At 54.8% G+C, this 24,230-nt stretch carries 22 protein-coding genes and 1 tRNA gene; 14 read left to right on the top strand and 9 right to left on the bottom strand.

The window, feature by feature from the left end; all coding sequences use genetic code 11:
* Window positions 1–113 precede the first annotated feature (113 nt).
* Window positions 114–4,766: a translocation/assembly module TamB domain-containing protein gene (locus tag ABD931_RS00830; protein WP_345262960.1), complete on the top strand. Its 4,653-nt coding sequence runs from the start codon at window positions 114–116 to the stop codon at window positions 4,764–4,766.
* Window position 4,767: 1 nt separating this feature from the next.
* On the opposite strand, the gene ABD931_RS00825 is transcribed toward ABD931_RS00830, so the two are convergent.
* Window positions 4,768–5,688 carry an alpha/beta fold hydrolase gene (locus ABD931_RS00825; RefSeq protein WP_345262958.1) on the bottom strand — a complete coding sequence of 307 codons (921 nt, stop codon included), beginning with the start codon at window positions 5,686–5,688 and terminating at the stop codon, window positions 4,768–4,770.
* A gap of 203 nt (window positions 5,689–5,891) precedes the next feature.
* Here ABD931_RS00825 and ABD931_RS00820 point away from each other — a divergent pair, with 203 nt between their 5' ends.
* Together ABD931_RS00820 and ABD931_RS00815 are read left to right on the top strand one after the other, a co-directional pair.
* The gene (locus tag ABD931_RS00820; protein ID WP_345262956.1) at window positions 5,892–6,071 is read left to right on the top strand and encodes a hypothetical protein; all 180 of its coding nucleotides are present in this window, start codon (window positions 5,892–5,894) and stop codon (window positions 6,069–6,071) included.
* Window positions 6,072–6,233 carry a hypothetical protein gene (locus ABD931_RS00815; protein WP_345262954.1) on the top strand — a complete coding sequence of 54 codons (162 nt, stop codon included), beginning with the start codon at window positions 6,072–6,074 and terminating at the stop codon, window positions 6,231–6,233. It begins immediately after the preceding gene.
* Window positions 6,234–6,235: 2 nt separating this feature from the next.
* On the opposite strand, the gene ABD931_RS00810 is transcribed toward ABD931_RS00815, so the two are convergent.
* Window positions 6,236–6,778 (bottom strand): PAS domain-containing protein, encoded by a 543-nt coding sequence (locus tag ABD931_RS00810; RefSeq protein ID WP_345262952.1) that lies wholly within the window; start codon window positions 6,776–6,778, stop codon window positions 6,236–6,238.
* Window positions 6,779–7,037: 259 nt separating this feature from the next.
* Here ABD931_RS00810 and ABD931_RS00805 point away from each other — a divergent pair.
* Window positions 7,038–7,111 (top strand) — tRNA-Asp (locus ABD931_RS00805).
* A gap of 266 nt (window positions 7,112–7,377) precedes the next feature.
* On the opposite strand, the gene ABD931_RS00800 is transcribed toward ABD931_RS00805, so the two are convergent.
* The 3 genes from ABD931_RS00800 to ABD931_RS00790 form a co-directional block, all read right to left on the bottom strand.
* Window positions 7,378–8,271 (bottom strand): PIG-L deacetylase family protein, encoded by an 894-nt coding sequence (locus ABD931_RS00800; protein ID WP_345262950.1) that lies wholly within the window; start codon window positions 8,269–8,271, stop codon window positions 7,378–7,380.
* Between the two features lie 76 nt (window positions 8,272–8,347).
* Window positions 8,348–9,367, bottom strand: coding sequence for an LLM class flavin-dependent oxidoreductase (locus tag ABD931_RS00795; RefSeq protein WP_345262948.1), 1,020 nt, complete (start codon window positions 9,365–9,367; stop codon window positions 8,348–8,350).
* 88 nt (window positions 9,368–9,455) lie between these two features.
* Complete coding sequence (locus ABD931_RS00790) at window positions 9,456–10,169, bottom strand: hypothetical protein (protein WP_345262946.1); 714 nt, start codon at window positions 10,167–10,169, stop codon at window positions 9,456–9,458.
* A 365-nt stretch (window positions 10,170–10,534) separates the two neighbouring features.
* On the opposite strand from ABD931_RS00790, the gene ABD931_RS00785 reads away from it, so the two are divergent.
* The 6 genes from ABD931_RS00785 to ABD931_RS00760 all read left to right on the top strand — a co-directional run bounded on the left by ABD931_RS00785 (window position 10,535) and on the right by ABD931_RS00760 (window position 17,266).
* A complete protein-coding gene (locus ABD931_RS00785; protein WP_345262944.1) occupies window positions 10,535–11,071 on the top strand; it encodes a hypothetical protein in 537 nt (178 codons plus the stop codon).
* Between the two features lie 67 nt (window positions 11,072–11,138).
* Window positions 11,139–11,669, top strand: coding sequence for a phage tail protein (locus ABD931_RS00780; RefSeq protein ID WP_345262942.1), 531 nt, complete (start codon window positions 11,139–11,141; stop codon window positions 11,667–11,669).
* A 54-nt stretch (window positions 11,670–11,723) separates the two neighbouring features.
* Window positions 11,724–12,284 carry a phage tail protein gene (locus ABD931_RS00775; protein ID WP_345262940.1) on the top strand — a complete coding sequence of 187 codons (561 nt, stop codon included), beginning with the start codon at window positions 11,724–11,726 and terminating at the stop codon, window positions 12,282–12,284.
* Window positions 12,285–12,319: 35 nt separating this feature from the next.
* Window positions 12,320–12,847, top strand: coding sequence for a phage tail protein (locus ABD931_RS00770; RefSeq protein ID WP_345262938.1), 528 nt, complete (start codon window positions 12,320–12,322; stop codon window positions 12,845–12,847).
* 7 nt (window positions 12,848–12,854) lie between these two features.
* A complete protein-coding gene (locus ABD931_RS00765) occupies window positions 12,855–14,000 on the top strand; it encodes an ABC transporter substrate-binding protein (RefSeq protein WP_440590436.1) in 1,146 nt (381 codons plus the stop codon).
* Between the two features lie 11 nt (window positions 14,001–14,011).
* The gene (locus ABD931_RS00760; RefSeq protein ID WP_345262934.1) at window positions 14,012–17,266 is read left to right on the top strand and encodes an autotransporter outer membrane beta-barrel domain-containing protein; all 3,255 of its coding nucleotides are present in this window, start codon (window positions 14,012–14,014) and stop codon (window positions 17,264–17,266) included.
* An 86-nt stretch (window positions 17,267–17,352) separates the two neighbouring features.
* Here ABD931_RS00760 and ABD931_RS00755 read toward each other — a convergent pair whose 3' ends face one another.
* From ABD931_RS00755 to ABD931_RS00740, 4 genes are all read right to left on the bottom strand, one after another.
* A complete protein-coding gene (locus ABD931_RS00755) occupies window positions 17,353–19,155 on the bottom strand; it encodes an AMP-dependent synthetase/ligase (RefSeq protein WP_345262932.1) in 1,803 nt (600 codons plus the stop codon).
* Between the two features lie 42 nt (window positions 19,156–19,197).
* Window positions 19,198–19,389 carry a hypothetical protein gene (locus ABD931_RS00750; RefSeq protein WP_345262930.1) on the bottom strand — a complete coding sequence of 64 codons (192 nt, stop codon included), beginning with the start codon at window positions 19,387–19,389 and terminating at the stop codon, window positions 19,198–19,200.
* Between the two features lie 16 nt (window positions 19,390–19,405).
* Complete coding sequence (locus ABD931_RS00745) at window positions 19,406–19,837, bottom strand: sugar 3,4-ketoisomerase (RefSeq protein WP_345262928.1); 432 nt, start codon at window positions 19,835–19,837, stop codon at window positions 19,406–19,408.
* 125 nt (window positions 19,838–19,962) lie between these two features.
* Window positions 19,963–20,190 carry a hypothetical protein gene (locus tag ABD931_RS00740; RefSeq protein ID WP_345262926.1) on the bottom strand — a complete coding sequence of 76 codons (228 nt, stop codon included), beginning with the start codon at window positions 20,188–20,190 and terminating at the stop codon, window positions 19,963–19,965.
* Window positions 20,191–20,397: 207 nt separating this feature from the next.
* Between ABD931_RS00740 and pcaH the strand changes: the two genes are divergently transcribed.
* The 4 genes from pcaH to pcaDC all read left to right on the top strand — a co-directional run bounded on the left by pcaH (window position 20,398) and on the right by pcaDC (window position 24,223).
* The gene (gene pcaH / locus ABD931_RS00735) at window positions 20,398–21,087 is read left to right on the top strand and encodes a protocatechuate 3,4-dioxygenase subunit beta (protein WP_345262924.1); all 690 of its coding nucleotides are present in this window, start codon (window positions 20,398–20,400) and stop codon (window positions 21,085–21,087) included.
* Between the two features lie 75 nt (window positions 21,088–21,162).
* The gene (locus tag ABD931_RS00730; RefSeq protein WP_345262922.1) at window positions 21,163–21,690 is read left to right on the top strand and encodes a peptidase associated/transthyretin-like domain-containing protein; all 528 of its coding nucleotides are present in this window, start codon (window positions 21,163–21,165) and stop codon (window positions 21,688–21,690) included.
* Between the two features lie 22 nt (window positions 21,691–21,712).
* On the top strand, window positions 21,713–23,038 hold the full coding sequence (gene pcaB / locus ABD931_RS00725) for a 3-carboxy-cis,cis-muconate cycloisomerase (protein ID WP_345262920.1): 1,326 nt from the start codon (window positions 21,713–21,715) through the stop codon (window positions 23,036–23,038).
* 39 nt (window positions 23,039–23,077) lie between these two features.
* On the top strand, window positions 23,078–24,223 hold the full coding sequence (gene pcaDC, locus ABD931_RS00720) for a bifunctional 3-oxoadipate enol-lactonase/4-carboxymuconolactone decarboxylase PcaDC (protein WP_345262918.1): 1,146 nt from the start codon (window positions 23,078–23,080) through the stop codon (window positions 24,221–24,223).
* Window positions 24,224–24,230: the final 7 nt, after the last annotated feature.

Genomic DNA, 24,230 nt, shown 5'->3' with positions numbered 1-24,230 from the left:
CGTAGCCATTAAACGAACACCCTTTTTCGCCATCTAATCCTTATTCGCTCCAATAACTGTTCTATTCATTATTCATTGATCATTCCGGTGCGCCGGTTCGATTCATAAAAAAGATGCGCTCATTTATCACCATTTTCCTGAAGACCCTGCTGTATACGCTTCTGGCGATACTGCTGGTATTTGGAGCGGTGGTAGTGGGTTTGCAGATCCCCGCCGTCCAAACGCGGGTGGTGCAGGAAGTAGCCCGGCGCGTCTCGGATAAGATGGAGTTTCCCATCTCTATCGAGCGCGTCTCGATTAAATGGTTCAACGCCCTCACGCTCCAGGGCGTCAGCATCAAAGACCGACAGCACCAGCCGATGATCGACGTGGGCCGGCTGGAAGTAGCCTTTCACCTGCGCACGCTGCTCGACAGTTCGGCGCATAACATTCACCTGAACGAGGTGTATCTGTATCAGCCCAATGTGCGGCTGGTGAAAAACCCCAAAACCGGCGACCTCAACATCGATGAGTTTATTGCCCGCATCGACGAACTGCTCAGCAGCGACACCACCCAGACCGTATCGGACCAGCACACGCCATTTACTATCGGTAAAGTCAATATTCTCGACGGGGTGTTTACCATGCACGATCCCCGCGAAAAACCGTTTAACGACCCAAAGAGCTTCGATTACAATCATTTTACCTTAGGTAAAATCAACGGCACGGCCCGGAACTTTCTGGTGCTGGGCGATACCATTGCCCTTGATCTGACCGGCCTAAAGGCCGTGGACCAGGGCAGCGGACTTACCGTACACCGGCTTGATACGCGCTTTCTGTATTGCCGGAAAAAGATGGAGCTGGCCGATTTGTACGCCCATATTAACAACTCCATTGTGCGCAATCACCTGACGTTTCACTACAGGGAACCGTCTGATTTTGGCGAATTTAATGCTAACGTGATTATGGAAGCCCGGCTGCGCGGCAGCCGCGTGCAATCGGCCGACCTCGGTTACTTTTCTGAATACCTAAGGGAACTGCGCGAAACTTGGTTCCTGACGACCGATTTCCGGGGTACGGTTAACGACTTCAGGCTGACCGACACCGACCTGCGGTTTGGCCCAGACGGCCGCAGCCGCCTGGCGGGTCTCATTGCCTTTAAGGGGCTCCCGGATATTGACCGCACCACGGTCAACTTTGCGTTTACGCCCTCATCGGTCAACATGGCCGATATTCGGCAGTATTATCCCGATGAAGGGTTTAATCACACCATCCAGAAGCTGGGCACGGTGCAGTTTGCGGCCACGTTTGCCGGCGCGTTCAATAACTTCCGGACGGCGGGTAACTTCCAAACCGATATCGGAACGGTCTCCGGTGATCTCAGGTTAACGCTGGCACCTAATTCGCTGAACACCACGTACAGCGCCCAGCTAAAGGCGCAAAATCTAGCCCTGGGCACGCTTATCGACCAACCAGAGCTGCTGCAGAAACTGGACGGCGAAGGACGCATTACCGGCCAGGGCCTTTCGCTGGCGAGCGCCCGCGTGGACCTCGACGGCCGCTTCAGCCGCTTCGGTCTGAAAGGCTATGAGTACCGGAACCTGAGCGTGCGCGGCAATCTGCAAAAAGCTTTTTTTAACGGACAGGTGAGTGTACGCGACGAGAACCTGGTGACCAGCCTCGATGGCGAATTCGACCTGCGCAAGCCGCTCAACCGCTTTGACGTACAAGGTACCATTCTACACGCCGATTTCCGGGCCTTGCGGCTGCTGAGCGATTCGCTGACGGTGCGTACCGACCTCGATGTTCAACTGGAAGGTAATACCCTTGAGACGCTCATTGGCGATGCCCGGTTCCGGAACGCCCTGGTCAGCCTCAACGGCCGCAGCGTGGCGGTAGATACCCTACAGATCTCCTCGGCCATGCTGGACAACGGCCGGGCTATCGACGTTACCTCCGATTTTGTAACTGCTTACCTGCGCGGTAATTTCGAACTTACCCAAACCGCCGGAGACCTCCAGCGACTACTGACCGAATATGAACTCTATTTCTTCGGCGATGTAGCCGGCCGCACCGCCTATTACCGGCAAAAGCAGGCCAGCCTGGCGAAAAATCCGCCTGCCCGGTACACCATCAATTATGCGTTCTTTTTTAAGAACACCCAACCGTTGCTGGATTTCGCCGGGCAAACGGCCTATATCGCCCCCAATAGTGTGCTGGACGGGCGATTCACGGTCGACAATACCCTATTCCTGACCGCCAATGTCCGGTCCGACTCGCTAGTGTACCAGCAGTATGCCTTCGGGCCGAGCGAGGTAGACATTACCACCTCTAAATTTGCCAATAGTGAAGAAGTGCTGGCCTCGGCCATTGTAACCTCCCAGCGGCAAAAGCTGAACACCCTGGCCCCTACCGAAAACCTGGCCATTGAAGCCTCGTGGGACAAAGACCATATTGACTTTACGAGCAGTATTCAGCAGATCGGCAGCACCAACCGCGCCGACGTCAACGGAGAGCTGCGGTTTAAAGGGGATGCCATTGACCTCACCTTTCGGCGGTCGGAGTTTCGGGTGCTGGATAATGACTGGACACTCAACCCCGAAAGCCTGATCCGGAAAGTGGGTGACGACTACACCGTTCGCAACCTATCCATCTTCAACCAGGGCCAGTTAATAACCGCATCGGGCAAGATCGCAGACGACACAACAGCTGCTCTGCACATTGAAACGCGTAACTTCCTGCTCGAAAACCTGACGCCGATTGTGAACACCCCGCTGGCCGGAACCGCCAACGGCCTCATATCGGTACGCAATCTGTATAAAACCCCGATTGTCGAAAGCCGCCTTACCGTAACCGACCTCGCCTTCAGCGATTTTCTGGTGGGCAACGTCCGGGGCGAAGGTGTCTGGGATGATAATCAACAGCGGCTGAACGTCGACGCCCGCATTAACCGCGACCACTACGATGTGCTGACGCTGCGCGGCACTTACACGCCCCAGAAGACCAAAGACGCCTTTAACCTGAAAGCCTTGTTCAACAATGCCGACCTGCGGATGCTGGAGCCGTTTACAGAGGGCCTGGTGTCGAACCTGACCGGCCTGGCCACGGGTCTGGTCAACGTTACCGGCACCCCGAAGAACCCCATCCTCGACGGCGTTGTCGATGTCCGGAAAGGCCGGCTGACGTTCGATTACCTGAAAGCGGACTTCGCCTTTGAAGATAAAATTTACTTCACCGAAACCGAGATCCGGGCTAAAAAGCTGCTGCTGCGCGACCCCGACGGCAATACGGCCGTGCTGCGAGGGGGCGTATCGCACGACGGGTTCCGGTATTTCATGCTTGGTTTTGAAGCCGATCTGAAGAACTTCAAAATCATGAACACGACCGCCCGCGACAACGATCTGTTCTATGGTTCGGCGGTGGTCACAGGTAAGGCCGAACTCTACGGTACGCCCGATAACCTAACCATTAAAGCCAACGTATCCAGCAACAAAGGTACCCGGATCTTTATACCGCTGGACGGTGCCGAAACGGTATCGGCCCAGGACTTTGTCCGCTTCGTGAACCGGAGCCAGGTAGCCAGAGCCGATACGCACCAAACCAAGGTAAACGGCAAGCCGGTTATCCTGAACGCACCCACGGTTGACTTATCGGGCATCCGGATGGATTTTAACTTCAACATCACCCCCGATGCCTACTGCGAAATTCAACTGGACCGGCAGACGGGCGACATCATCAAGGCTTACGGCTCCGGGCGCATTGCTATGAAAGTCGATACGAAGGGTGAATTTTCGATGACGGGTACGTACGAGATCCAGCAGGGAGATTACACCTTTACGTTTGAGAACGTGATTAACAAACGATTCCAGATCCGACCCAACAGCCGCATTACCTGGACCGGCGACCCCTACGGTGCCCTGCTGAACGTAACGGCAGCCTACACGCAATATACCTCGCTGCTGCCGCTGGTGCAGAGTATTTCGGCCCCATCGACCAGCCAGAACACGCCCGACCGCAACCGGCGCTACCCTGTGGATCTGCTCATTACCCTGACGGGCGAACTGCTGTCACCCGCCATCGGCTTTGATCTGGATGTGAAAGAATACCCGGCTTCGGCAGAATTCCGGCAGGCCGTTACCGCCTTTGAGTCGCGCATCCAGAGCAATGAGCAGGAGCTGAATCGGCAGGTCAGCAGCATACTCATTTTTAACCAGCTCCTGCCCGATGGTTCAGGCCTGTTTCAGCAGGACAACGTTAATGCAGGGGTTGCCAACAGCGTCAGCGAACTGCTGTCGAACCGATTTAGCCAGCTAGCTTCCTCGTTGGATGAGAAGCTGGATGTGGGCATTTCGCTGGGTGGTCTGGGCCTGAATAATTTAAACGATAACCTGTTTAATAACCTGCAGCTCCGGTTCTCGTACCGCTTCCTGAACGACCGCTTCCGGGTCAGCCGCGATGGGGGCTTCACCTATGGTCAGAACCAGACCAGTGCGGCCAGCCTGCTGGGTGAATGGACACTGGAATACTGGATTACGCCCGACGGCCGTATCCGGGCGAAGATGTACAATCGTAATCAGCAAAGTATTCTGGGGCAGTACTCGATCAACAATACCTCACTGACCACGAGCGGGGGTCTTAGTCTGCTGTATACCCGTACGTTCAACCGGCTGTTTGGCAGCACCAAAAAAACCAGGCCCGGCCTGAACAACCCTTCAACATCGGCCATTCCGACGCCTGAGCCGACCTCATCGTTCACGCAGTTCCGCAGCCGGACCCCCGAGAAATAGCTCAGGGATGGCTGGCCAGCACCATATCCTTGTTTACCTGCCTCTTTACGTGCCCAGACGACAGAATATCCAGCAGAATCTGGGTCATGTACTCCCGTTTGTTAAAAACAATATCGTGCCGGTTTTCGGGTAGGATAAACTGTTTCACGCGGGCGTTGATCAGTTGGTGACGGGCAAACGACACATTGGTCGGATACACCAGGTCGTCCTGCTGTCCGTGCAGAATGGTAATCCCGGCCGTAATTTTCCGCCAGTCGGGCAAAATCTCTTCCAGTGCCTGGCGGTGCGCCAGTTTCTCGTCGTTGGCCAGCATCAGCAAAGGGGGTATCAGCCAGCGAAACGGCCGCAGATCGATCAGGTAACTGATCGGGTAGGTGCGCTCCAGACCCGGCCCCAGTGCCGACGATACAAACAACACATGGTCGACTATGCCGGGATTGTTCATGGCCAGCCGCGCCGATACCGAGCCTCCGTACGACGACCCCACGATAACCAGATACGGAGCCTTTCGGTAGCGGTTGATCAGTGGCTGTAGCAGTTCGGCCTGCCGGACAACCGACGTTTCGACCCGGCCGAAGTCGGAGTAACCGTAACCCGGTCGGTCAACGGCCACCAACTGCGCCTGACTCAGCAGCACCGAGTCTTTGAAAAACTTGTTGAAAAAGGATAGCGAACTGGGGGCCCCGTGAACAAACAGCACCACGGGCAGGGAGTCGCGGGCCGGGGTTTCGATAAACCGGATGGTTCGGTCCCCCACCCGATAGCGGTGAATAGACGGTTTTACAGGCTGATGACGATATTCATCTCTAATTTCTTCATCACTCTGCCGATAATCGATAAACCAGATACCTATGAGTCCAATCACAACCAGCACCAGCAATGACCGCAACGCCCACCGCAACGCACGAAAAAAATTCTTCATGAATCTAAACCTTTAGCTGACGACCGGATACCGTTTTGTTCCCTGCCGGGAGCAGCATACCTGCCGACGTAATTACACATAACTCCTTATGCCTCTTTTTTGAAACAGGATTTTAGGCCTAAGAGTTTGGAAAGCTAGCCAGCGGATGGCGGGAAAAACAATTAAAAGAGGGAACGGTTAAATAAAGGCAAACCAACACAGCTATGGAAGACCAACGAAAAGATCCGCCCACCCAGGTGAGCGAACGCGATGTAGACGTGCCGGGCGAAAATCGGGGCGACACCGCCCTAAACTCCTCCCCCACGGATGCCACCCGCCAGGCCATTGACCCTCAGCAGGGACCCGATACAATCACGGATCTGATAACCGACGAAAACGAGTAAATGATGGAGAATAACCCTGCTCCCGCCACCGGTTTCAATTCCGACCCGGACGCCGAAAAACCAGCCGGTGCTGCCAAGCTGATGACGCCCGACAATGCGCCGGGTCCGGGTCCCGAAGATGTAGAAGGAGACCTTGATCTGGAAGCCGAATCCGGCTTATAGCTTCACCCCTCGACGGCGAACTCAACAGCAATAAAATGGGTCAGATCACCCGAGCTGTTGTGGAGCGGATCAATCGTAAGCCGGCACAGATACTGTTCGCCGTTTTTCCGGTAGTTGATCAGATCGGCTTTCACCGACTGCGGACGATTCAATTGTTTGCGGATATAAGCAATGGTTCTCGGGTCGGTATTACGCCCCTGTAGCAGCCAGGGGCGCTGTCCGAGAACCTCGGTGGGCGTATAACCGGTCATAGACAGAAAGCTCTGGCTGGCCCACGTAATTTGTTTAGCCGAGTCGGTGAGCACGAGGGTAGCCCCCCGCTGAAGCGAGGTAAGGTAGCCCTGGCGTTGCCGGCGCGTCAGTTGCCAGTCGTACCGCTGCTGGAACGCATCCAGTAAAGCCAGTTCTTTCTGCCGGGCTTTATGACGGGCATGGTCGAGCAGAAAGATTTCGTAGCACAGGGCCGGATAAGGCTGGGCACCTTCGTTCCAGGCCCGGCTGTACCCCCGATTAACAAGTTCCATGTATGAGTCGGATACGTTCATAGTCGTTGAGTGTAAAGGTAATAATTCCGGCAATTTACCAGCAAACCTACAAGGTTTCTATTTACGCCCTGTGAACCGAGCCAACGGTACTGGTAAAAATTTTTTTTCGGCAAACCCAGTTGAGAATCAACCGGCAAACCGGTGTAAACAGTTCCCCGGCAAAGTTTTTTCAAGTTAACACTTGCGTAACGTCCTAAAACCGCCTACTTTTGCATCACGATTTCGGAAGACGGCAACGCAGGAAGAAATTAACATACTCGGTCTGGTAGTTCAGTTGGTTAGAATACCTGCCTGTCACGCAGGGGGTCGCGGGTTCGAGTCCCGTCCAGACCGCGAACAAGATAAAAACAAGAAAACTAAAATACCTCAAAAAGACTGTAAATCAGTCTTTTTGAGGTATTTTAGTTTTTCCCCCGCCTGTAATTCACGCTGATTGCACCAAACGTAAAAATTAAGTGGCCAGACCGGAATTACATTCCGGGGTACTGTAGCGCCCCCCGTCCCGGTGGGCCAATCGCGCAGCCGGAACGGGAAGAAAACAAATGGGGAGCCGATTGTGTGTTGTAACGGGCTAAAGCCCGCAGGTACATGATTGGGGGTTAAAACGTTGGGAACAGCTTTTTCAACTCCTCTACGCTGGGCTGGCTGCCGTACTGGCAGAGTTCAAACGCTTCAGCATATTTGATCTTGCGGCCTTTGTCGGCCCCGTACAACTGCACAAGCCGCTCGCGGTATTGATAGGCTACGTCTTCGTTGCGCTTCTTCAGCACGTCCAGGATGTATGCCTGCCGCTGACTGTCTCCTTCGGGCACATTGGGCAGGTAACGCCCCTGCCAGGAATCTTTGTCGGCAAACTGCGAGGGTATGGCCCGCAAACACGCCCACTTCTTCTCCACGGCTTCGTCGATGCCGACCACCAGGGTCGGCTCAAAGGGATTGGGCTTCCGGAAATTGTCGGAATAGTACAGAAAAATGGGGTTGCCTTTGGTGGGCGGGGTGTTGGGCGTAAAAAAGGGCGCGGCTACCACTACGGCGGCATCTTCGACCAGCACGCCCGTGTAGCGGTGGTCGGGGTGGTAATCGTTCGGACGGTGGCAGAGCACAATATCGGCCTGCCACTCGCGGATGAGCCGGGCCACCGTTTTGCGATTCTCCAGCGACGGCATCAGTTCGCCGTCGTGGATATCGAGCACCTCGGTTTCGATGCCCAGCGCCCGGGCGCAGGCCTGCACCTCGGCCCGCCGGCGCTGCGCCAGTGGACCACCGGCCTGGCTGAAGTGCCCAATGTCGCCGTTGGTCATCGACACAAACTTTACTTTATGCCCCTGGGCGGCCCACAGTGCCGCTACGCCACTGGCTTTTAACTCACAATCATCGGGATGGGCACCAAACGCGATAATCCGGAGGGTACGGCCGGCACCACCCGACTGGGCAAAAACCGGCGTTAGTAAACAGGAGAAACCGAAAAGCAGACAAAACAACAATCGTTTCATAAATGGCGGTCGGGGTTAAGGTAAAGAGGGCAATCTAACCATATTACGGCAAAAAAGCACCTCTCTCCCCTATTCCTCAGGCAACCTCCTCGCCTACGGCCTGCGGGCGTGGCAGCGCACAAGCCTCCGCCAGCAGTTCGTACGACCGCAGCCGGTCGGCAAAATCAGAGGCTATATTGGCCAGTATCAGCTCGTCTACCCCATACTGGTCGGCATAGCGAAGCAGTTGGTCTTTCACCTGCTCCGGGCTGCCCAGTACCATCCGCTGCCGGTTATACTCTATCCGCTGCTGCTCGGCCGGGGAGTACACCACTGCTTTCACATCGTCGTAGTCGACCGGATCGAGCCGGCCACGGGTTTCCAGTTGCAGAAAACGGTGGTCGACAATGGCCTGCTGCTGCCGTACGGTCTCTTCATCATCGGAACAGAACACAAACAGGGCCATAGTGGCCTGGGGCTGGTCGAGGTTTTCCGATGGCTGGAATCGCTCCCGGTACAAGGCTACCGCCTGCGGACCGCCGTTTGGGTTGATAAAGTGCGCAAACGAGAAGCCCATGCCGAAATGTGCGGCAAAGTAGGCACTCTGCCCGCTGGAACTCAGAATCCACTGCTCCGGCACGGAGGGGGGCACCGGCATGGCTTTCACGTTCTGGTATACGGGCCGGTCGTTGAGGTAATTCTGGAGGTCGAACAACTGCTGGGCAAAATCCTGCTCGCTGAAAGTGTTGCCGGGGTTGAGCACACTGGCCGTGTTACGGTCGCCACCGGGGGCGCGGCCCACACCCATATCGATCCGGCCGGGAAAGAGTGACTCCAGCAGCCGGAAGTTCTCGGCCACTTTCAGGGCGCTGTAGTGCGGCAGCATCACCCCACCCGAACCAATGCGAATGTGTTGAGTCTGCCCGCCGAGGTGCGCCATCAGGATCTCCGGCGTTGAGCCGGCCAGGGCGGTGGTGTTGTGGTGTTCGGCTACCCAAAAGCGGGTATAGCCCAGTTGGTCGGCCAGTTTGGCCAGCGCGGTGGTTTCCTGAAGCGCTTCGTGGGCATTGCTGCCCTTGCGGATCGGCGACTGATCCAGCACACTAAGGTTGATCATGGTTGAGTAGTTAATTGGTTGATTGGGTAATTGGTTCAATGATTAAATAGTTCAACCAACAAACAAACCAATTAACTACTCAACCAATCTACTGCGCAACGGCAAAGTCCGAATCTTTCACCTTATCGTTGATCTTCACCTTATCTACCGACGATTGCCGCTGGAACTGCCCGCTACCCTGGGTTAAGGAGGTAGGGTATTTCAGCCCTTTAAAGTCTTTGTAGTCAGCATAGAGTATAGCCTGTTCGCGTTCGCCCTGGGGGGTGCGCATGACCGAAACCGTCTGCACCTTCAGCCCGGAGTTTACGTCGTAAAAATCAGACCAGCTAACGGCTCCATCGGCCGTAGTGTGGGCTACTTTGTAGGCCTCCTTGCCGTCTACTTTTTCAATACCGGCAACCGTGCTTTTGATCCCCATCTGGGCAAACCGCATCTCCGGAAACAGCATATTCTGCAAAATAGCGCTCTGGGCCTGGGCACCTTCCATCGTCTGATTACCACGTGGACTCACCATCGCCACTTTATTTCCGTCGGAAACCATTTTGAACAGCTCCATCCCGTTGGCATATGCTACCTGCGAAAACTTGTTAGGAGCCATCTGCTTGCGGGTCATAATCATGGAGTTGCCCTGCATATCGGTCGACATATCAACGGTCAGGGTGTTGATGGTCGCCAGAAATTCTTTGCCGCCGATGGCCGCCAGGTATTTATCCATCACTTCGTCGGCCGAGGGGGTGCTTTGCGCAAAAACAGACAGGCAGAGAGCGGGAATGAGTAATACGGTTAACGTTACCTTTTTCATGTTTTATTAAGGATTATTCATTTAAAGCTAAGGATAAGAAAGAGGATTTGCAAATACAGGCGTATATTCTATGGCGTAAACGAGGTTGACGCCTTTATAAATAAAATCTATCTGAACTATTGACTCTTATGATAATAATGTTAATTTTAGCTCCAGGATTCACGGCAAATAGATTCCACAACCCGCTCCCGTCAAATAAATTTCAGAGCCCCAAAAGGTATACTGGCTGAGTTGAGCAAGGTCGATAAGAGAATACGTATACCCCACAGGAATAGTAAAGCTTAGTCTTTCGGACGCACCTGAATTACCAGAGAATTCTTAAGCCCCATTCTCTTCTTTTTATACGTTTCTTAACCTGCCTACCCATGAAAAGACGTTTATTTGTTAGAAAAATAGCTGCGGCTGGAGTCACTATTCCGTTCCTCTCGCTTCCCAGCTTTGCTGTCTCACCAGCCATCAGCTGGCAGCAACAAGCTGCCGACGATATACGCAAAGGCTTTATTGGCACCATCCGGCAAATTCATCTGACCCACACCTATCACCCGGAAGTCACCTCAACAAGCGCGTTGCGGCAACTCGCGCAGCAGGATATTGAGCTTGCCGGCGCCTTAGCCGGAATCAACCTGTCTGCCGCCGGAAATATGCGCTTCGCCGAAACGCCTTCTGCCCCATTCGGCTCGTATGCCGCTCAGTTCCAGTCGGGTGGTGTTCGGGTTTATTGGCAGGGCCTTGCCCGCCACGGCAGTGATCCTACCCCCCCCGCCCAAACCATTCAGCTGGTTGGCAGCAAAGGGATACTCAACACCACACCGGATGGGCCCGGCTACCAGGTACAGGACTACACCGGACGGGTGCTGCGGCAACTGGGTAGTAAGCCCCTGCCGGCTTACCCAAAGGCCTGATCGTATTGTATAAGCTTATAATCAGCTTTCAAATAACTATTTACACCCTTTTAATTCTATCATTTTTATGCCATACGTCGGAGAAATCAGGATTTTCGCAGGGAATTTTGCCCCTGCCGGCTGGATGTTTTGTGAAGGGCAACTGCTGCCTATCTCGGAAAACGAAGTCTTATTCCAACTCATCGGCACCAGTTACGGAGGAGACGGTCAGAATACCTTTGCCCTACCGGATTTACGGGGGCGAGTACCCCTACATCAGGGCAATGGATTAATACTTGCGCAAACTGGTGGAACCGAGTCCGTTACACTAACCGTCAACCAGATACCATCCCACGCCCACACCTACACCTACCAGCCCGTAGCGTCTTCCAATGGCGGCACCCAAACCAGTCCTCAGGGCGCGTATTACGCCTTTTCAGGGCGGCAGGGGTATTACGCGGGGATAAGCGCCATTAATACGAATATGGCAGATATCAGCAGCACAAATTCGGTACAAACGGGGGTGGTCGGAGGGAGTCAGCCGTTTGATAATATGCAGCCTTATCTGACGGTCAGCTATATCATTTCGCTGTTTGGCATTTTTCCGAGCCCAACTTAAGCTATTCAGAAATTTCTAATTAGTCAATCAACTAAAAATAACCATACTATTTTCATGGATGCTCAAAACCCATTTGTCGGAGAGATCGGTATAGGCGGTTTTAATTTTGCCCCTAGAGGCTGGGCTTTCTGCAACGGCCAACTCCTGCCTATTTCACAAAATACCGCCTTATTTTCCCTGTTAGGCACCTTCTACGGGGGAGATGGCAAAAGTACCTTTGCGCTACCTGATTTACAGGGTGCCGTAGCGATCCATCAGGGCCAGGGGCCCGGGTTATCGGAGTATTTTCTGGGGCAAAGCGGTGGCAGTGACACGTATACGCTGGTGCAAAGCGAAATGCCCGCCCACACCCATCCCGGGCAGGCGAGCGGGCAAACAGCGTCTTTAACCCAACCGGCAACTACTCAGGAGGGCACTACCAATACGCCGGAGGCAGGTGTGCCGGCTAATTCGGGAGCCAGCCTGCGGTATGCCCCTACGGCCAACGGGTCAATGGCCTCGTATACACTCTCTACACAGGCTGCGGGCGGTGGGCTGCCCTTTAACCAGTTACAGCCCTACCTGACGCTTAACTTCCTGATTGCATTACAGGGGGTTTTCCCGCCCCGTTCCTGAAGGTCCCGTTCTATTCATAAACCATCAAAAACAATATGGAACCCTTTTTAGCCAGCTTAGCACTTTTTTCGTTCAACTTTGCCCCAAAAGGCTGGGCCCTGTGCAACGGGCAGCTATTACCCATCAACCAGAACCAGGCTTTATTTTCTTTACTGGGCACTACCTATGGCGGAGATGGCCGGGTAAACTTTGCCCTGCCTGATCTGCGCGGCCGCGCGGCTATGCATATGGGTAGTGGCCATACCCTGGGCGAGCGCGCGGGGTCGCAGGCCGTTACGTTAACCATTCAGAACCTGCCCAACCATTTTCATCCGTTTGTTTTTCAGCCGCCCTGCAACACAAACGCCGGCACAACCGCCGACCCGACCAACAACTTTCCGGCCGCCACCCCAGCGAACAGTTACGGGACACCGGCCAACGTAAACATGGGGGCCAACTCACAGGGACCGGCAACTGTCACGACGGGTTCGGTGGGTGGTAATCAGGCGTTCAATAATATGCAGCCCTATCTGGTGCTCAGCTATTGCATTGCCTTACAAGGCGTTTTTCCGAGTCCGAATTAAGCTATCTATGATAAAGGTAGGGCTGCTATTACCGCATTCAACGATGTATCCTGCCTTGAGCTTTGATCTGCTTGACGGGCTTAAGGCAGGATTAACCCAGCATATTACAACTAGCATTACGTGGGCTGTAGAAGGAATCGGCTTCGCTACGGATGCGCATGAGGTGCAAACCAAAGCGCAGAAGCTGCTGATGCAGGATGATGTCGACATGGTGGTTGGCATGATGAGCCGACGCATGGCCGATACGCTGAACACACTGTTTACGGGAGCCAACCGGCTATTGCTGGTGCTGGACCTCATGGGCGAGTTTTTCCTAGGGTTACCGCCGGCACCGACGATGTTTTTCCATTCGCTGCAAAGCTGTCTGAGTTGCCGGCTGGCCGGCCGAAAAGCGGTTGAGAGCGGAGCGGAGGGGATTATTCAGGCGGCTTCTTTTTACGATGCCGGGTATTTACACGGATATGCCGCGTCGCAGGGCGTAACCACCGGCGGTGGGCATATGGTGCAATACTTTGTTAGTTCGCACATTCCGGCGCAGGCTAATTTCCAAAACCTGCAGGCCGGGCTTTCATCCGGTCAGGCGCAGGCGGTAGTGGCCCTGTATGCCGGCGACATGGCCCGGCAATTTCTGGAGGTATACCCAACCCTGACCGGCCGATTGCCGGTTTGGGCGTCGCCGTTGGCGCTGGAAGAGCAAATGCTGACGACGGTGCCGTATGCGATGGACGGTATTCGGGGCTTTGTTCCCTGGTCGGAACACCTGGACACCGAGGAGAACAGAATCTTCCGGGAAGCGGTACAGAAACGCGGTCGCCGGCCTACGCTGTTTTCGGTCCTGGGCTACGAAGGTGGTCTCATTCTGGCGAATTATCTGAGATTAACCGACGAGAATAACAGGGATTCTCCGGCTGTATTTAACCAGTTGGCGTCGCTGTCGTTTGAGGGACCACGCGGGCAGGTAGCCTTTGATCCTGCTACTCATTTCTCGTTTGCCCCACCCTACGCAGCCACCGTTATAGCGGACAATCAGGGCCGCTGCCGACTGGCTGCATTAACGCCTGAACGAACTGTTGAGCAGGATTTCCGCGCCTTTCAGACCGAATCTCCTCCTACTGCGTACACGGGCTGGCATAACACCTACTTATGTATTTAAACTTCATTAGTATGAACCCGAAATTTACCCTTTTTCTTCTAAACCGGCACCCGCGCCTTTGGCTTAGTCTGCTGCTAATACTGGGCTTTGCAAAAAGCCTTTATGCCCAGACCAGCCTTTCGACAGGAAATCTGGTCTTTGTAGGCTATAATACATCGGACGACCAGGTAAACGGTAATGTCTCCAACGAAAAGTTTTCGTTTGTGCTGCTGAAAGATGTAGCCGCCGGCACTAAAATATACTTTACCGATTATGGCTGGCTCACCGGCGGGGGCTTTCAGAAAAAGTGGGTAGCCGGGCCAGAAAATGGAGGTTCAGGTACGGGTTCAAAAACGGACGCAATCATCTCCTGGACCGCATCGACAAGTGTGGCGGCCGGAACACAAATTGTCATCCGGCCCAAATACCAGATGGGAGCAAACATCGGTACGGTTGTTTGTGAGGAGGCAGTTGCAGAAACACGACCAGGGCAATCGTATTGCATGGATCTCTCCGACGGAGGCAGTGAGCAGTTATTTGCCTACCAGGCGAGTTCGGCCAGAGGAGCTAACCCCACTGTACTCGCCGGGATGATGATCCAGGGAGCCTGGAGCAGTTCCCTTACCAACGCTGAATACACGCCGTCTAAATCAACCCTCCCGGCCTCGCTTACGGCCAATAACGTCAATGCTGCGCTGAATACCTACTCTACGTCGTTTTCCAAAAATTTCCGGGCCTTATCTATTTACAATTGCCAGACAAACACCGGTTTTCCCCGGACAATTCGGAACGCTGTCAACAGCGCCACCATTACCTCTACTGTGTCTGTTACGTCTTCTAATCCTACCAACTGGACTATTCCTAATGAAGGAACAGCCTGCGAAGGGTACTATTATGATCCATCTGATCCCTGTTATCCGGGTGGTGTACCACCAGCAGCCTTTAACCTGCCTATCAATTGTACCTTTACCGTATATGAACTGAAGATTGTGAGCCAGCCGGTCAGCAGGACGGTGTGTTCGTACCAGTCAGCGACATTTAGTGTTGCGGCCCAAGTAACCACAGTTCCTGTCGCTCAGGATGCGAACACGACTTATAAATGGCAAAGCTCAACCGACGGTACTAACTGGACGGACTTATCAAATTCGGGGGTATACAGCGGGGTAACCTCTACTACCTTATCCATTGCCAGCACCGCCGGGTTAAATAACACGCGTTACCGGGCCATAGCCGAAGAACCGATTGAACCGTCGTCGGTTGCCTCCACAACAGCCCTCTTAACGGTAAATGAGCCCCCCCAGAATCTTGCTCTTGCAGCCAGTGGTCCGATTACCTGTATCGCTACCAGCATTAAACTTACCGCCAGTTCGACTACCGGTGGTACAACCTATGCGTTCAGCGGTCCCGCCGGCGCTATTAATACATCACCCGGTACCAGCACCATTTCAACCAGTCAGGAGGGTGGTTATTCAATACTGGCAACAACACCCCAGGGCTGTACAGCATCAGCAGGTACGACCGTTATAAAAGACATAACGCCACCAGCTAACGTCGGTCTGACGGTAAGCGGCCCCATCACCTGTACGGCTACCTCTGTTACGTTAACAGCAACGGCCTCGGCTACCAGCGCCATTGGTTATGCATTTAAGGGACAACAAGGGTCTATTCCAGCCAATGGCAACCAGGCCATTGTTAGTCAGGAAGGAACGTATACGGTGACGGCAACGGCCTCCTTCAATGGTTGTTCGGCCACGGCCGTAACCGGTGTAACGTCAAACACAGCGCCACCTACGGCTACGTTAGCCGCGAGCAACACGCTTTCCTGCGCTCAGCCAACTGTGACGTTAACGGCCGGAACGGGTCAGGATTACAGTTATGTTTTCCGTGGTCCTGGTGGAGTCGTACCAAGCACCGGCAATGAAGCGGTTGTTGCTGCGGCAGGTACCTATACCGTAGTCGTCACCGGCCCGAATGGCTGTACAGCGTCGACTACAACGACCGTAACGGGTACAACTACCTCGCAATCGGTAAGCTTAACCGCCAGCAGTCCGATCAGTTGTGTGACCCCGACGGTCACCCTGACGGCTACCCCCATTGTTGGAGCTACCTATGTCTTTAGTGCCGGGGCAACGCAGATTGGCGGTTCGGGCGGCAACACGGCCACCGTCAGTCAGGCCGGAACCTATACGGTTACCGTGACCGGCACCAACAACTGCCCCGGCATGGCTACGGTAGCGGTAACGGGCAGCAGTACACCCCAGTCGGTGAGCCTGACTGCCAGCAGTCCCATTAGCTGTACGGCTCCTACGGTCACTTTAACGGCTACCCAACTTGCGGGGGCCACCTACGTCTTTGGTGCCGGGGCAACGCAGATTGGCGGTTCGGGCGGCAACACGGCCACCGTCAGTCAGGCCGGGATGTATTCGGTGACGGTCACCAACGCCAGCAGTTGCACAGGCTCCGCTTCCGTTATGGTTTCCTCCGATCCGCTGCCCTCGGCCCCAAACCTGACCAGCCAGACCGTGGTGCAGGGTTCTCCGGATGTGGTGCTGACGGCCGGCAACTGCTCCGGCACCCTGAACTGGACCGGTCCAAACAACACCAGCGGCACCGGTTCCATTACGGTGCCAACCGCTACGACAGGCAGTTTTGTGTACTCAGCCACCTGCGTCGTGAACGGGTGCAGCAGCCCCCCAACGACGGTAACGGTTACTGTCACCGAAACAACTCCGCCCAGTACAGCCTTCAGGCTCTTGACGCCGAGCTACAACTGCGCAACGGGGGAGATTACCTTCAAAACGGCGGGCGGCAACGGCAGTCTAGTGGAATTCCAGGCCAACAATGTGACGAAAGGCTGGACAACCGACGCTACCCATGTGATTCCTGCCAAATTCCGTGATAAAGACATTACTATTCAGGCCCGGCAGCGGCAAATCTCACCCAACAAAGGCTACCTGGTTGTGGAGCTGGTTTTCAATCCGGCGCAGTATTGCAGCCCGACCCGCCTTGGTGCTGAACAGCCGACAACGGAACTAAACGTCCGGGTGCTGGGTAACCCTATTCAGGGCAACCAGATAAACGTGGAGATTACCGGTGCCGACGGCCAGCCGCTACAGTTGCAGCTGACTTCTTCCTCGGGTAAACCATTGCGTATTGTACAAGTCGACCGGGCATCGTCCGTTGAGCGGCAAACGCTGATGGTAGACTCACAGCCTGCCGGCGTACTGCTGCTGCAGGTGAGCACCCCAACCCACAGAAAAACGCTCAAGATTGTGCAGGGCAACTAACGGGTTAGCCTGAACAGGACGAGCCTCAGAGCTCCAACGTAAAGCGGTTGGAGCTCTGAGGCTCGTCCTGTTAGTGTGGTCTCCGGTCAGGCCAGAGAAGATGCCGAATAAATTCGGTCTATTACGGCCCGATATTTCTCCAGAATAACCTTGCGTTTGAGCTTCAGGGTAGGTGTCAGTTCACCGCCATCGATAGTCCACTCACGGGGCAGGAGTTCAAATTTTTTAACCTGCTCGACCGGATTGAAGGCCGGATTGGACTGGTTGATGGCCTCGCGGATGAGGCCCATAACGCTTTTGTCGGTAATAACAGCCTCGTTGCCCGGATAGGTTTTGCCGCTCTCCTGAAACCATTCTTTCAGTTTGTTGAACGCCGGCACAATCAGCGCCGAGACAAACTTCTGATCGGCGCCCACCACCATGATCTGCTCAATCCAGGGGCTTTCTACCAGCTTGTTCTCAATGGGCTGCGGAGCCACGTATTTGCCGCCACTGGTTTTGAAAATCTCTTTTTTTCGGTCAGTAATTTTCAGGAATTTGCCGGCCACCAGCTCGCCGATATCACCGGTGCGGAACCACTCGCCGGCCATCACGTCGGCGGTCAGGTCGGGGCGTTTGTAGTAGCCCATCATTACGTTCGGGCCTTTCACCAGGATCTCGCCGTCGTCGGCAATTATCACCTGCACATCTTTTAGCAACGGCCCAACGGTACCAAACATACGATTCTCTTCGTTGTAACGATTACCGCTGATGACGGGCGATGTCTCCGTGAGGCCGTAGCCTTCCATAATCACAATGTCGGCCGCCGTAAAGATGCGCTGTAGTTTTATCTGGCAGGCTGCCGCCCCCGTAATGATGGCTTTTACGTTGCCGCCCAGGGCTTCCCGCCATTTGCTGAAGATCAGCCGATCGGCAACCGAGCGTTGCAGGTTGTACCAGAAACTACGTGGCCGGTTGATCTCGAATCGGGTAGCCAGGTTAACAGCCCAGTAAAACAGTTTCTTTTTAATGCCTGTCAGTTGGGCACCTTTGGCCATAATGCCTTCATACACTTTTTCCAGCAGGCGCGGTACGGTGGTAAATACCGTAGGCTTCACCTCCCGCAGGTTTTCGCCGATGGTATCCATAGCCTGAGCGTAGTAAATAGAGCAGCCCATGTAGAGGTAACAGTAGGTAGCCGTCCGCTCAAAAGCATGGTTCAGCGGCAGAAAACTCAACGCCCGCTGACCAGTAATACCAATCTCGGCAAACAGAGGGTAACTGCTGAAGACATTGCTGAGGATGTTTTTGTGGGAAAGCATTACCCCCTTGGGTGTGCCGGTAGTGCCGGAGGTGTAGATAATGGTCGCCAGATCGTCGGCCCGGATGGTATCGCTGATCCGCCGGAGGTGTTCGGCTATGTCGGGGGTTACATCGGCCAGCATGGTTTTCCAGTGAGGAAGATCCACCTCCGGCTCAAAGGTAAAGATCCCCCGCAGGGCCGGCAGTGAGGCCCGCAGACTATCGACCTTCTGGTACAGTTCGGTATCGTTGACGAAAACGTAGGTAACGGCGGCATCCTGCAGCACAAACTGTAGTTCGCTGAGGCTGATGGTGGGGTAAAAAGGCGTCAGCACCGCCCCGATCTGCTGCACGGCCAGATCGAGCATCACCCACTCCGGCCGGTTTTTGCTGATTACCGCGATCTTATCCCGTTTCTCCACGCTCAGGTCGCCGGCCGAGACACCCAGGTTCAGCAGACCCGCACTGATCTGGTTGACCAGGTCGCGCACCTCGCGGGTACTGTATGTTTTCCAATGGCCGTTTTCTCTGGCCGCCAGCGCATCGGCCAACGGAAGCGTTTCCAACTGGTACTGCAGGCAGTCAAATAATCGTCTGGGTTCTTTCATCGCTGTCTGTGAACTATGCCGTTTATCGGGTAGGGACTCAGGCTAATCAACTATTTTCAGGCCGTTTCGTCCCAAAAAACAGGCAAAGAATCCACCAATGAGCATGAGAAAGCCGGAGACAGCATGCCGCCGGGCGACCCACTCCCTGGCCAGGGCGTTACGCTGCTTTGACCGGTATTTGGGTAGCAGCGTATCCGAATAATACTGAACGATGCAGCGGCCCGGTCCGGGCATGACGGCTAACCGGTACTTATAAACGCAGGCGTACGGCGTTGGGCCAGAGTCGGGAGCCGAACACTTTTTTCAGGAAGCCTTTGTCCAGGCTGGGTGCCTGGAAGTACGGTTTATCAATGTAATCACTGGCGTCGAACGGAGTAGAGCAATACACTAAGAGAATGGCACCGGGGCTGAAATCGTACATGATGCGCCATTCTTCCGGCTCCACCAGCAGGCACTGTTCGGGCCGGCTAAGCAGATAATGCGCATCTGTCCGCCGATTCTGCACATATACCCGCACCGTACCATTCAGACACGACAACGCCATGCGGCTCTTTTTGTGACGATGTTTTCCCCGTTTTGAATCACTGGTAACATCGTATATAAAAAAACACCGCTTTACTTCTGTACCCCACTGTTTTTGTATCTGGTTCAGGTCAAGAAGGTTATCGATCAGTTTAGCCATTCGATATGGTCTGTAAGAGAATGCTCAATTTACGTATTCTAAACAGAAATTGAGCGTTTCTGTTGCGCCATTTCCAACTTTTATCGGCCACCGGTGTATCAGGTATCAGACGTTTAGCCTGCAGCTTACACCCACTGCTCGGTCTGGTGTTCTTCCAGATCCCAGATCAGCCACTTGTGCAGCCGGGCGCTGTCTTCTACGATGGGTACTTCCTGATGGGTGTCGATCTGTGAATACGGACTTTCAATCCGGACCCGGCCCGACTCGAAAAAGGTAAGCCGATGGTAGGTGTAATCGGCCGAATTAATGCCGCACAACATGCGGACAACGGCGGTTTGCGGACGGGCTTCCATGGCGTAGAGCGTTTATTGGTTAGATATTTTTTTCCGACCGGCGTTTAATGCCTGTCGCCTATTTATCTACACCACGGGGTTTTCGTTATCAAACCACACTCTGTTTTTTTTCGATTTGTGCGCGTTTATTTTTGGTTCCTCCAAGCTGATACCCTCAAATTCGGGTAGCTTTGCAAGCAGCCTTACGCAGGCAACAGCCTTTTATCTATGAGCCGGCTTACCTACAATAACTTCGACCGGGAGGTACACCCACCGTATCTGGCCCCGGGTTATAAATCGACGGTGCTGCGGGCACCTACCCAGCCGCTGGTGGTCATCAACCAATCCTTGTCTGAGCTGTCCGGGCCTGTTTTCGGCGATATGCACGTGGGGCCGCTCGACCACGACCTCACCAAAAACGCCGTCAGAAATGGGCAGCCGCTGGGCGAGCGGATCGTTGTACACGGTTACGTCCGCGATGAAAACGGCCGGCCCATTCCGCACACGCTCATCGAAATCTGGCAGGCCAATGCCGCCGGGCGGTATGTGCATAAGGTCGATCAGCACGATGCACCACTGGACCCAAACTTTCTGGGCGCCGGCCGGGTCATGACCGATGCCGACGGGTATTACAAATTCTACACCATCAAACCCGGTGCCTATCCCTGGAGCAACCACTATAATGCCTGGCGACCCAACCACATTCATTTTTCGCTGTTTGGGCCGAATATCACCACCCGCCTGGTTACGCAGATGTATTTCGCCGGCGATCCGCTGCTGCAGCACGACCCGGTATACCTGAGTACTCCGCCCAAAGGCCGCGATTTGTTGCTTTGCCAGTTCGACCTCGGCATCACCGAGCCGCATTTTGCCCTGGGCTACCGCTTCGACTTTGTCCTGCGGGGGAATGTTGGTTAATTGGTTAATTAGTTCGTTGGTGAACCATCCAACCAATTAACCAATCAACCAGTGAACCAATCAACTAATCAACCAATGAACCATCTCCGCCAAACGCCCTCGCAAACGGTAGGCCCGTATTTTGCCTACGGACTGGTACCGGAACAATACCGCTACGATTTTAAAAGTCTGGTCGGCAATCTGCTGGTGAACCCGCTGGATGAGCCGGCGGCTATTACCATTACCGGTAAGGTATTCGACGGCGAGGGCCGACCCATCGAAGACGCAATGATTGAACTCTGGGACGCTGCCAATAAACGGTTTGGGCGGTTCGGCACCGGTACTGACCCGGAGAACCGGTTTGTCTTTTATGCCCTCAAGCCGGGTTCTGTAGACGGGCAGGCTCCGCATCTGTCCGTGATCGTGTTCATGCGGGGGCAGTTGCTTCACTCCTATACCCGGTTGTACTTTGCCGACGAAACCGAAGCTAACGCGACCGACGAAGTCCTGAACGCCGTCCCGGCCGAACGCCGTCAAACGCTCATTGCCCGAAAAACGCCAACCGGCTACGAGTTCAATATTTTTATGCAGGGCGAGCAGGAAACCGTTTTTTTTGACATCTGAATCATTGCCAATTCGTACCGGTATGTCGCTCTACGCCAGCTTGTTCTATAGTGCCGATGTACAGCCGCTGCTGTCGGATGAAGCCACCGTGCAGCATATGCTCCGGTTTGAGGCCGCGCTGGCCCGGTCGCAGGCCGACAGTGGGCTTATTCCGGCGGCATCGGCAGACGCTATTGCCACCTGTTGCAGCGTGGCCCTGCTGGATCTGGAAAAACTCAGCAGGGATATTGCGCTGAGCGGGAATGCCGCCATTCCGCTGGTGAAGCAGTTGACGGAACAGGTTGGCCAACGTGACCCGGACGCTGCCCGCGCTGTGCATCTGGGCGCTACCAGTCAGGATGTGGTGGATACCGCCACGGTGCTGACCATCAAAAGTGTTTGCGAGTGGCTGGAAACCCGGCTTTCGACTCTGGAGGATACGCTGGCTGCGCTCACCCGCACCCATCGCCAAACCGTGATGGTTGGCCGGACACTGCTGCAGCAGGCTAAGCCTATTCCCTTTGGCCTGAAAACCGCCTACTGGCTGGATGCGGTAATGCGCAACCGGCAACGACTGGCCAATGTCCGGAAGCGGGTACTGGTTCTTCAACTGGCCGGCGCAGTGGGCAGCCGCAATGCGTCCATTTCGGCCCCGGTTCAGCAGCATATGGCGGACCAACTGGGACTGTCGCCCTCGGTTTCCTGGCATACTCAGCGGGATAATGTAGCTGAGTTGGCGGCTGCACTGGGTATCCTGACCGGCAGCCTGGGCAAGATTGCCAAAGATGTGTCGCTGCTGATGCAGACCGAAATTGCTGAGGTACTGGAAGGGAAAGCCGAGGGGAAAGGCGGCTCCAGCACGATGCCGCACAAACGAAATCCGGTGACGTGTACGGCTATTCTGGCCAATGCCAACCGGGTGCCCAGTCTGGTAGCGACCATGCTGGCGGCTATGCTCCAGGAAAACGAACGCTCGGCAGGGCTCTGGCATTCGGAATGGGAGGTGCTTACGGAGATTATGCAGCTAACCGCCGGGACGGTAGCGCGAAGCCTTGAACTCCTTCGCCACCTGGAGGTAGACGAGCAGCGCATGGCCCAAAACCTGGAACAGACCAACGGCCTGATCTATGCCGAAACGGTTTCGCTGGCCCTGGCCCCAACATTGGGCAAAGCCGCAGCGCACGAACTGCTCGAAAAAGCGACCAAACAGGCCATTGCACAGCAGAAACACCTCAAAGACGTATTATTCGGGCTAAACGTGGACCTGCCCCAACCCGATGAGCTTTTCAAGCCCGAAAACGCCATCGGCCAAAGCCTGGACATCATCGACACCATCCTGCACCAACACCACATCACCAAAACCCAATAACATCAGCAACAACCACCACTCATTCACTCTTTCACCCATATGCCCCTCAACCACACACTTCAAGGCACTCCCGCCAGCCCGGTCCTGGTTTTCTCCAACTCCCTGGGGTCGGAGATGATGATGTGGGATGAACTGTTGCCCTACCTGCTGCCCTACTTTCGGGTGCTGCGGTACGACACTCGCGGCCACGGCGGCAGCGACATCACGCCCGGCCCGTACACTATCGACCGGCTGGGGCAGGACGTTATCGACCTGCTGGATACGCTCGACATCCGGCAGGCGTATTTCTGCGGCCTGTCGATGGGCGGTCTGATCGGACAGTGGCTCGGCATCCATCATCCCGAGCGCATCAAAAAACTGGTCCTCAGCAACACCGGCGCTAAAATCGGCAACGACGAGCGCTGGAACGACCGAATCGATACCGTTACCCAACAGGGCATGGCGGCCATCGTCGACGATACCATGGAGCGTTGGTTTACCGAAGGGTTTCGGCGCGATAACCCCCAGCGGGTAGCCGATACCAAAGCCATGTTTTTGCGCAGCAACGTACAGGGTTACACTGCCTGCTGCGCGGCCATCCGCGATGCCGATTTCCGGGACATGCTGCCGCAGCTTTCGGTAGAAACGCTGGTGATCACCGGCGATGAAGATCCGGTGACCAACGTGGAGCAGGCCGAATTTCTGACAACCCGCATACCCAGCGCCCGGCTTCAGCTTCTGCCCACCCGGCATTTGGCAGCCACCGAACTGCCCCAACGCTACGCCCAGGTGCTGATCGACTTTCTGGTTGGCGAGTCGACGTTCGACAGGGGGATGCACGTTCGCCGGACCGTGCTGGGCGATGCGCATGTAGACAAAGCCAACCAGCAGATCAACGACCTTACCCGCGATTTTCAGGCCTTTATTACCCACTACGCCTGGGGCGACATCTGGACGAGGCCGGGCCTATCCAAGCCCAACCGAAGCCTGATTACCCTGGCAATGCTGATTGCCCTCAACCGCAAAACCGAATTCCAGATGCACGTGCGGGCCGCCCTCAACAATGGCGTGAGCGTAGAGGAAATTAAAGAAGTCATTATGCACTCAGCGATCTACTGCGGCTTACCAGCCGCCAACGAAGCCTGTCACGCAGCGATGGAAGTTTTAATAACGATGAATGATGAACGGAATTCGCCTATCAGATGAATAGTCA

Origin of the sequence: Nibrella viscosa (genome assembly GCF_039541875.1) — a bacterium.
Taxonomy (GTDB): Bacteria; Bacteroidota; Bacteroidia; order Cytophagales; family Spirosomataceae; genus Nibrella; species Nibrella viscosa.
The sequence above is the reverse complement of the archived record's forward strand: the minus strand, read 5'-3'. Positions and strand labels throughout refer to the sequence as shown.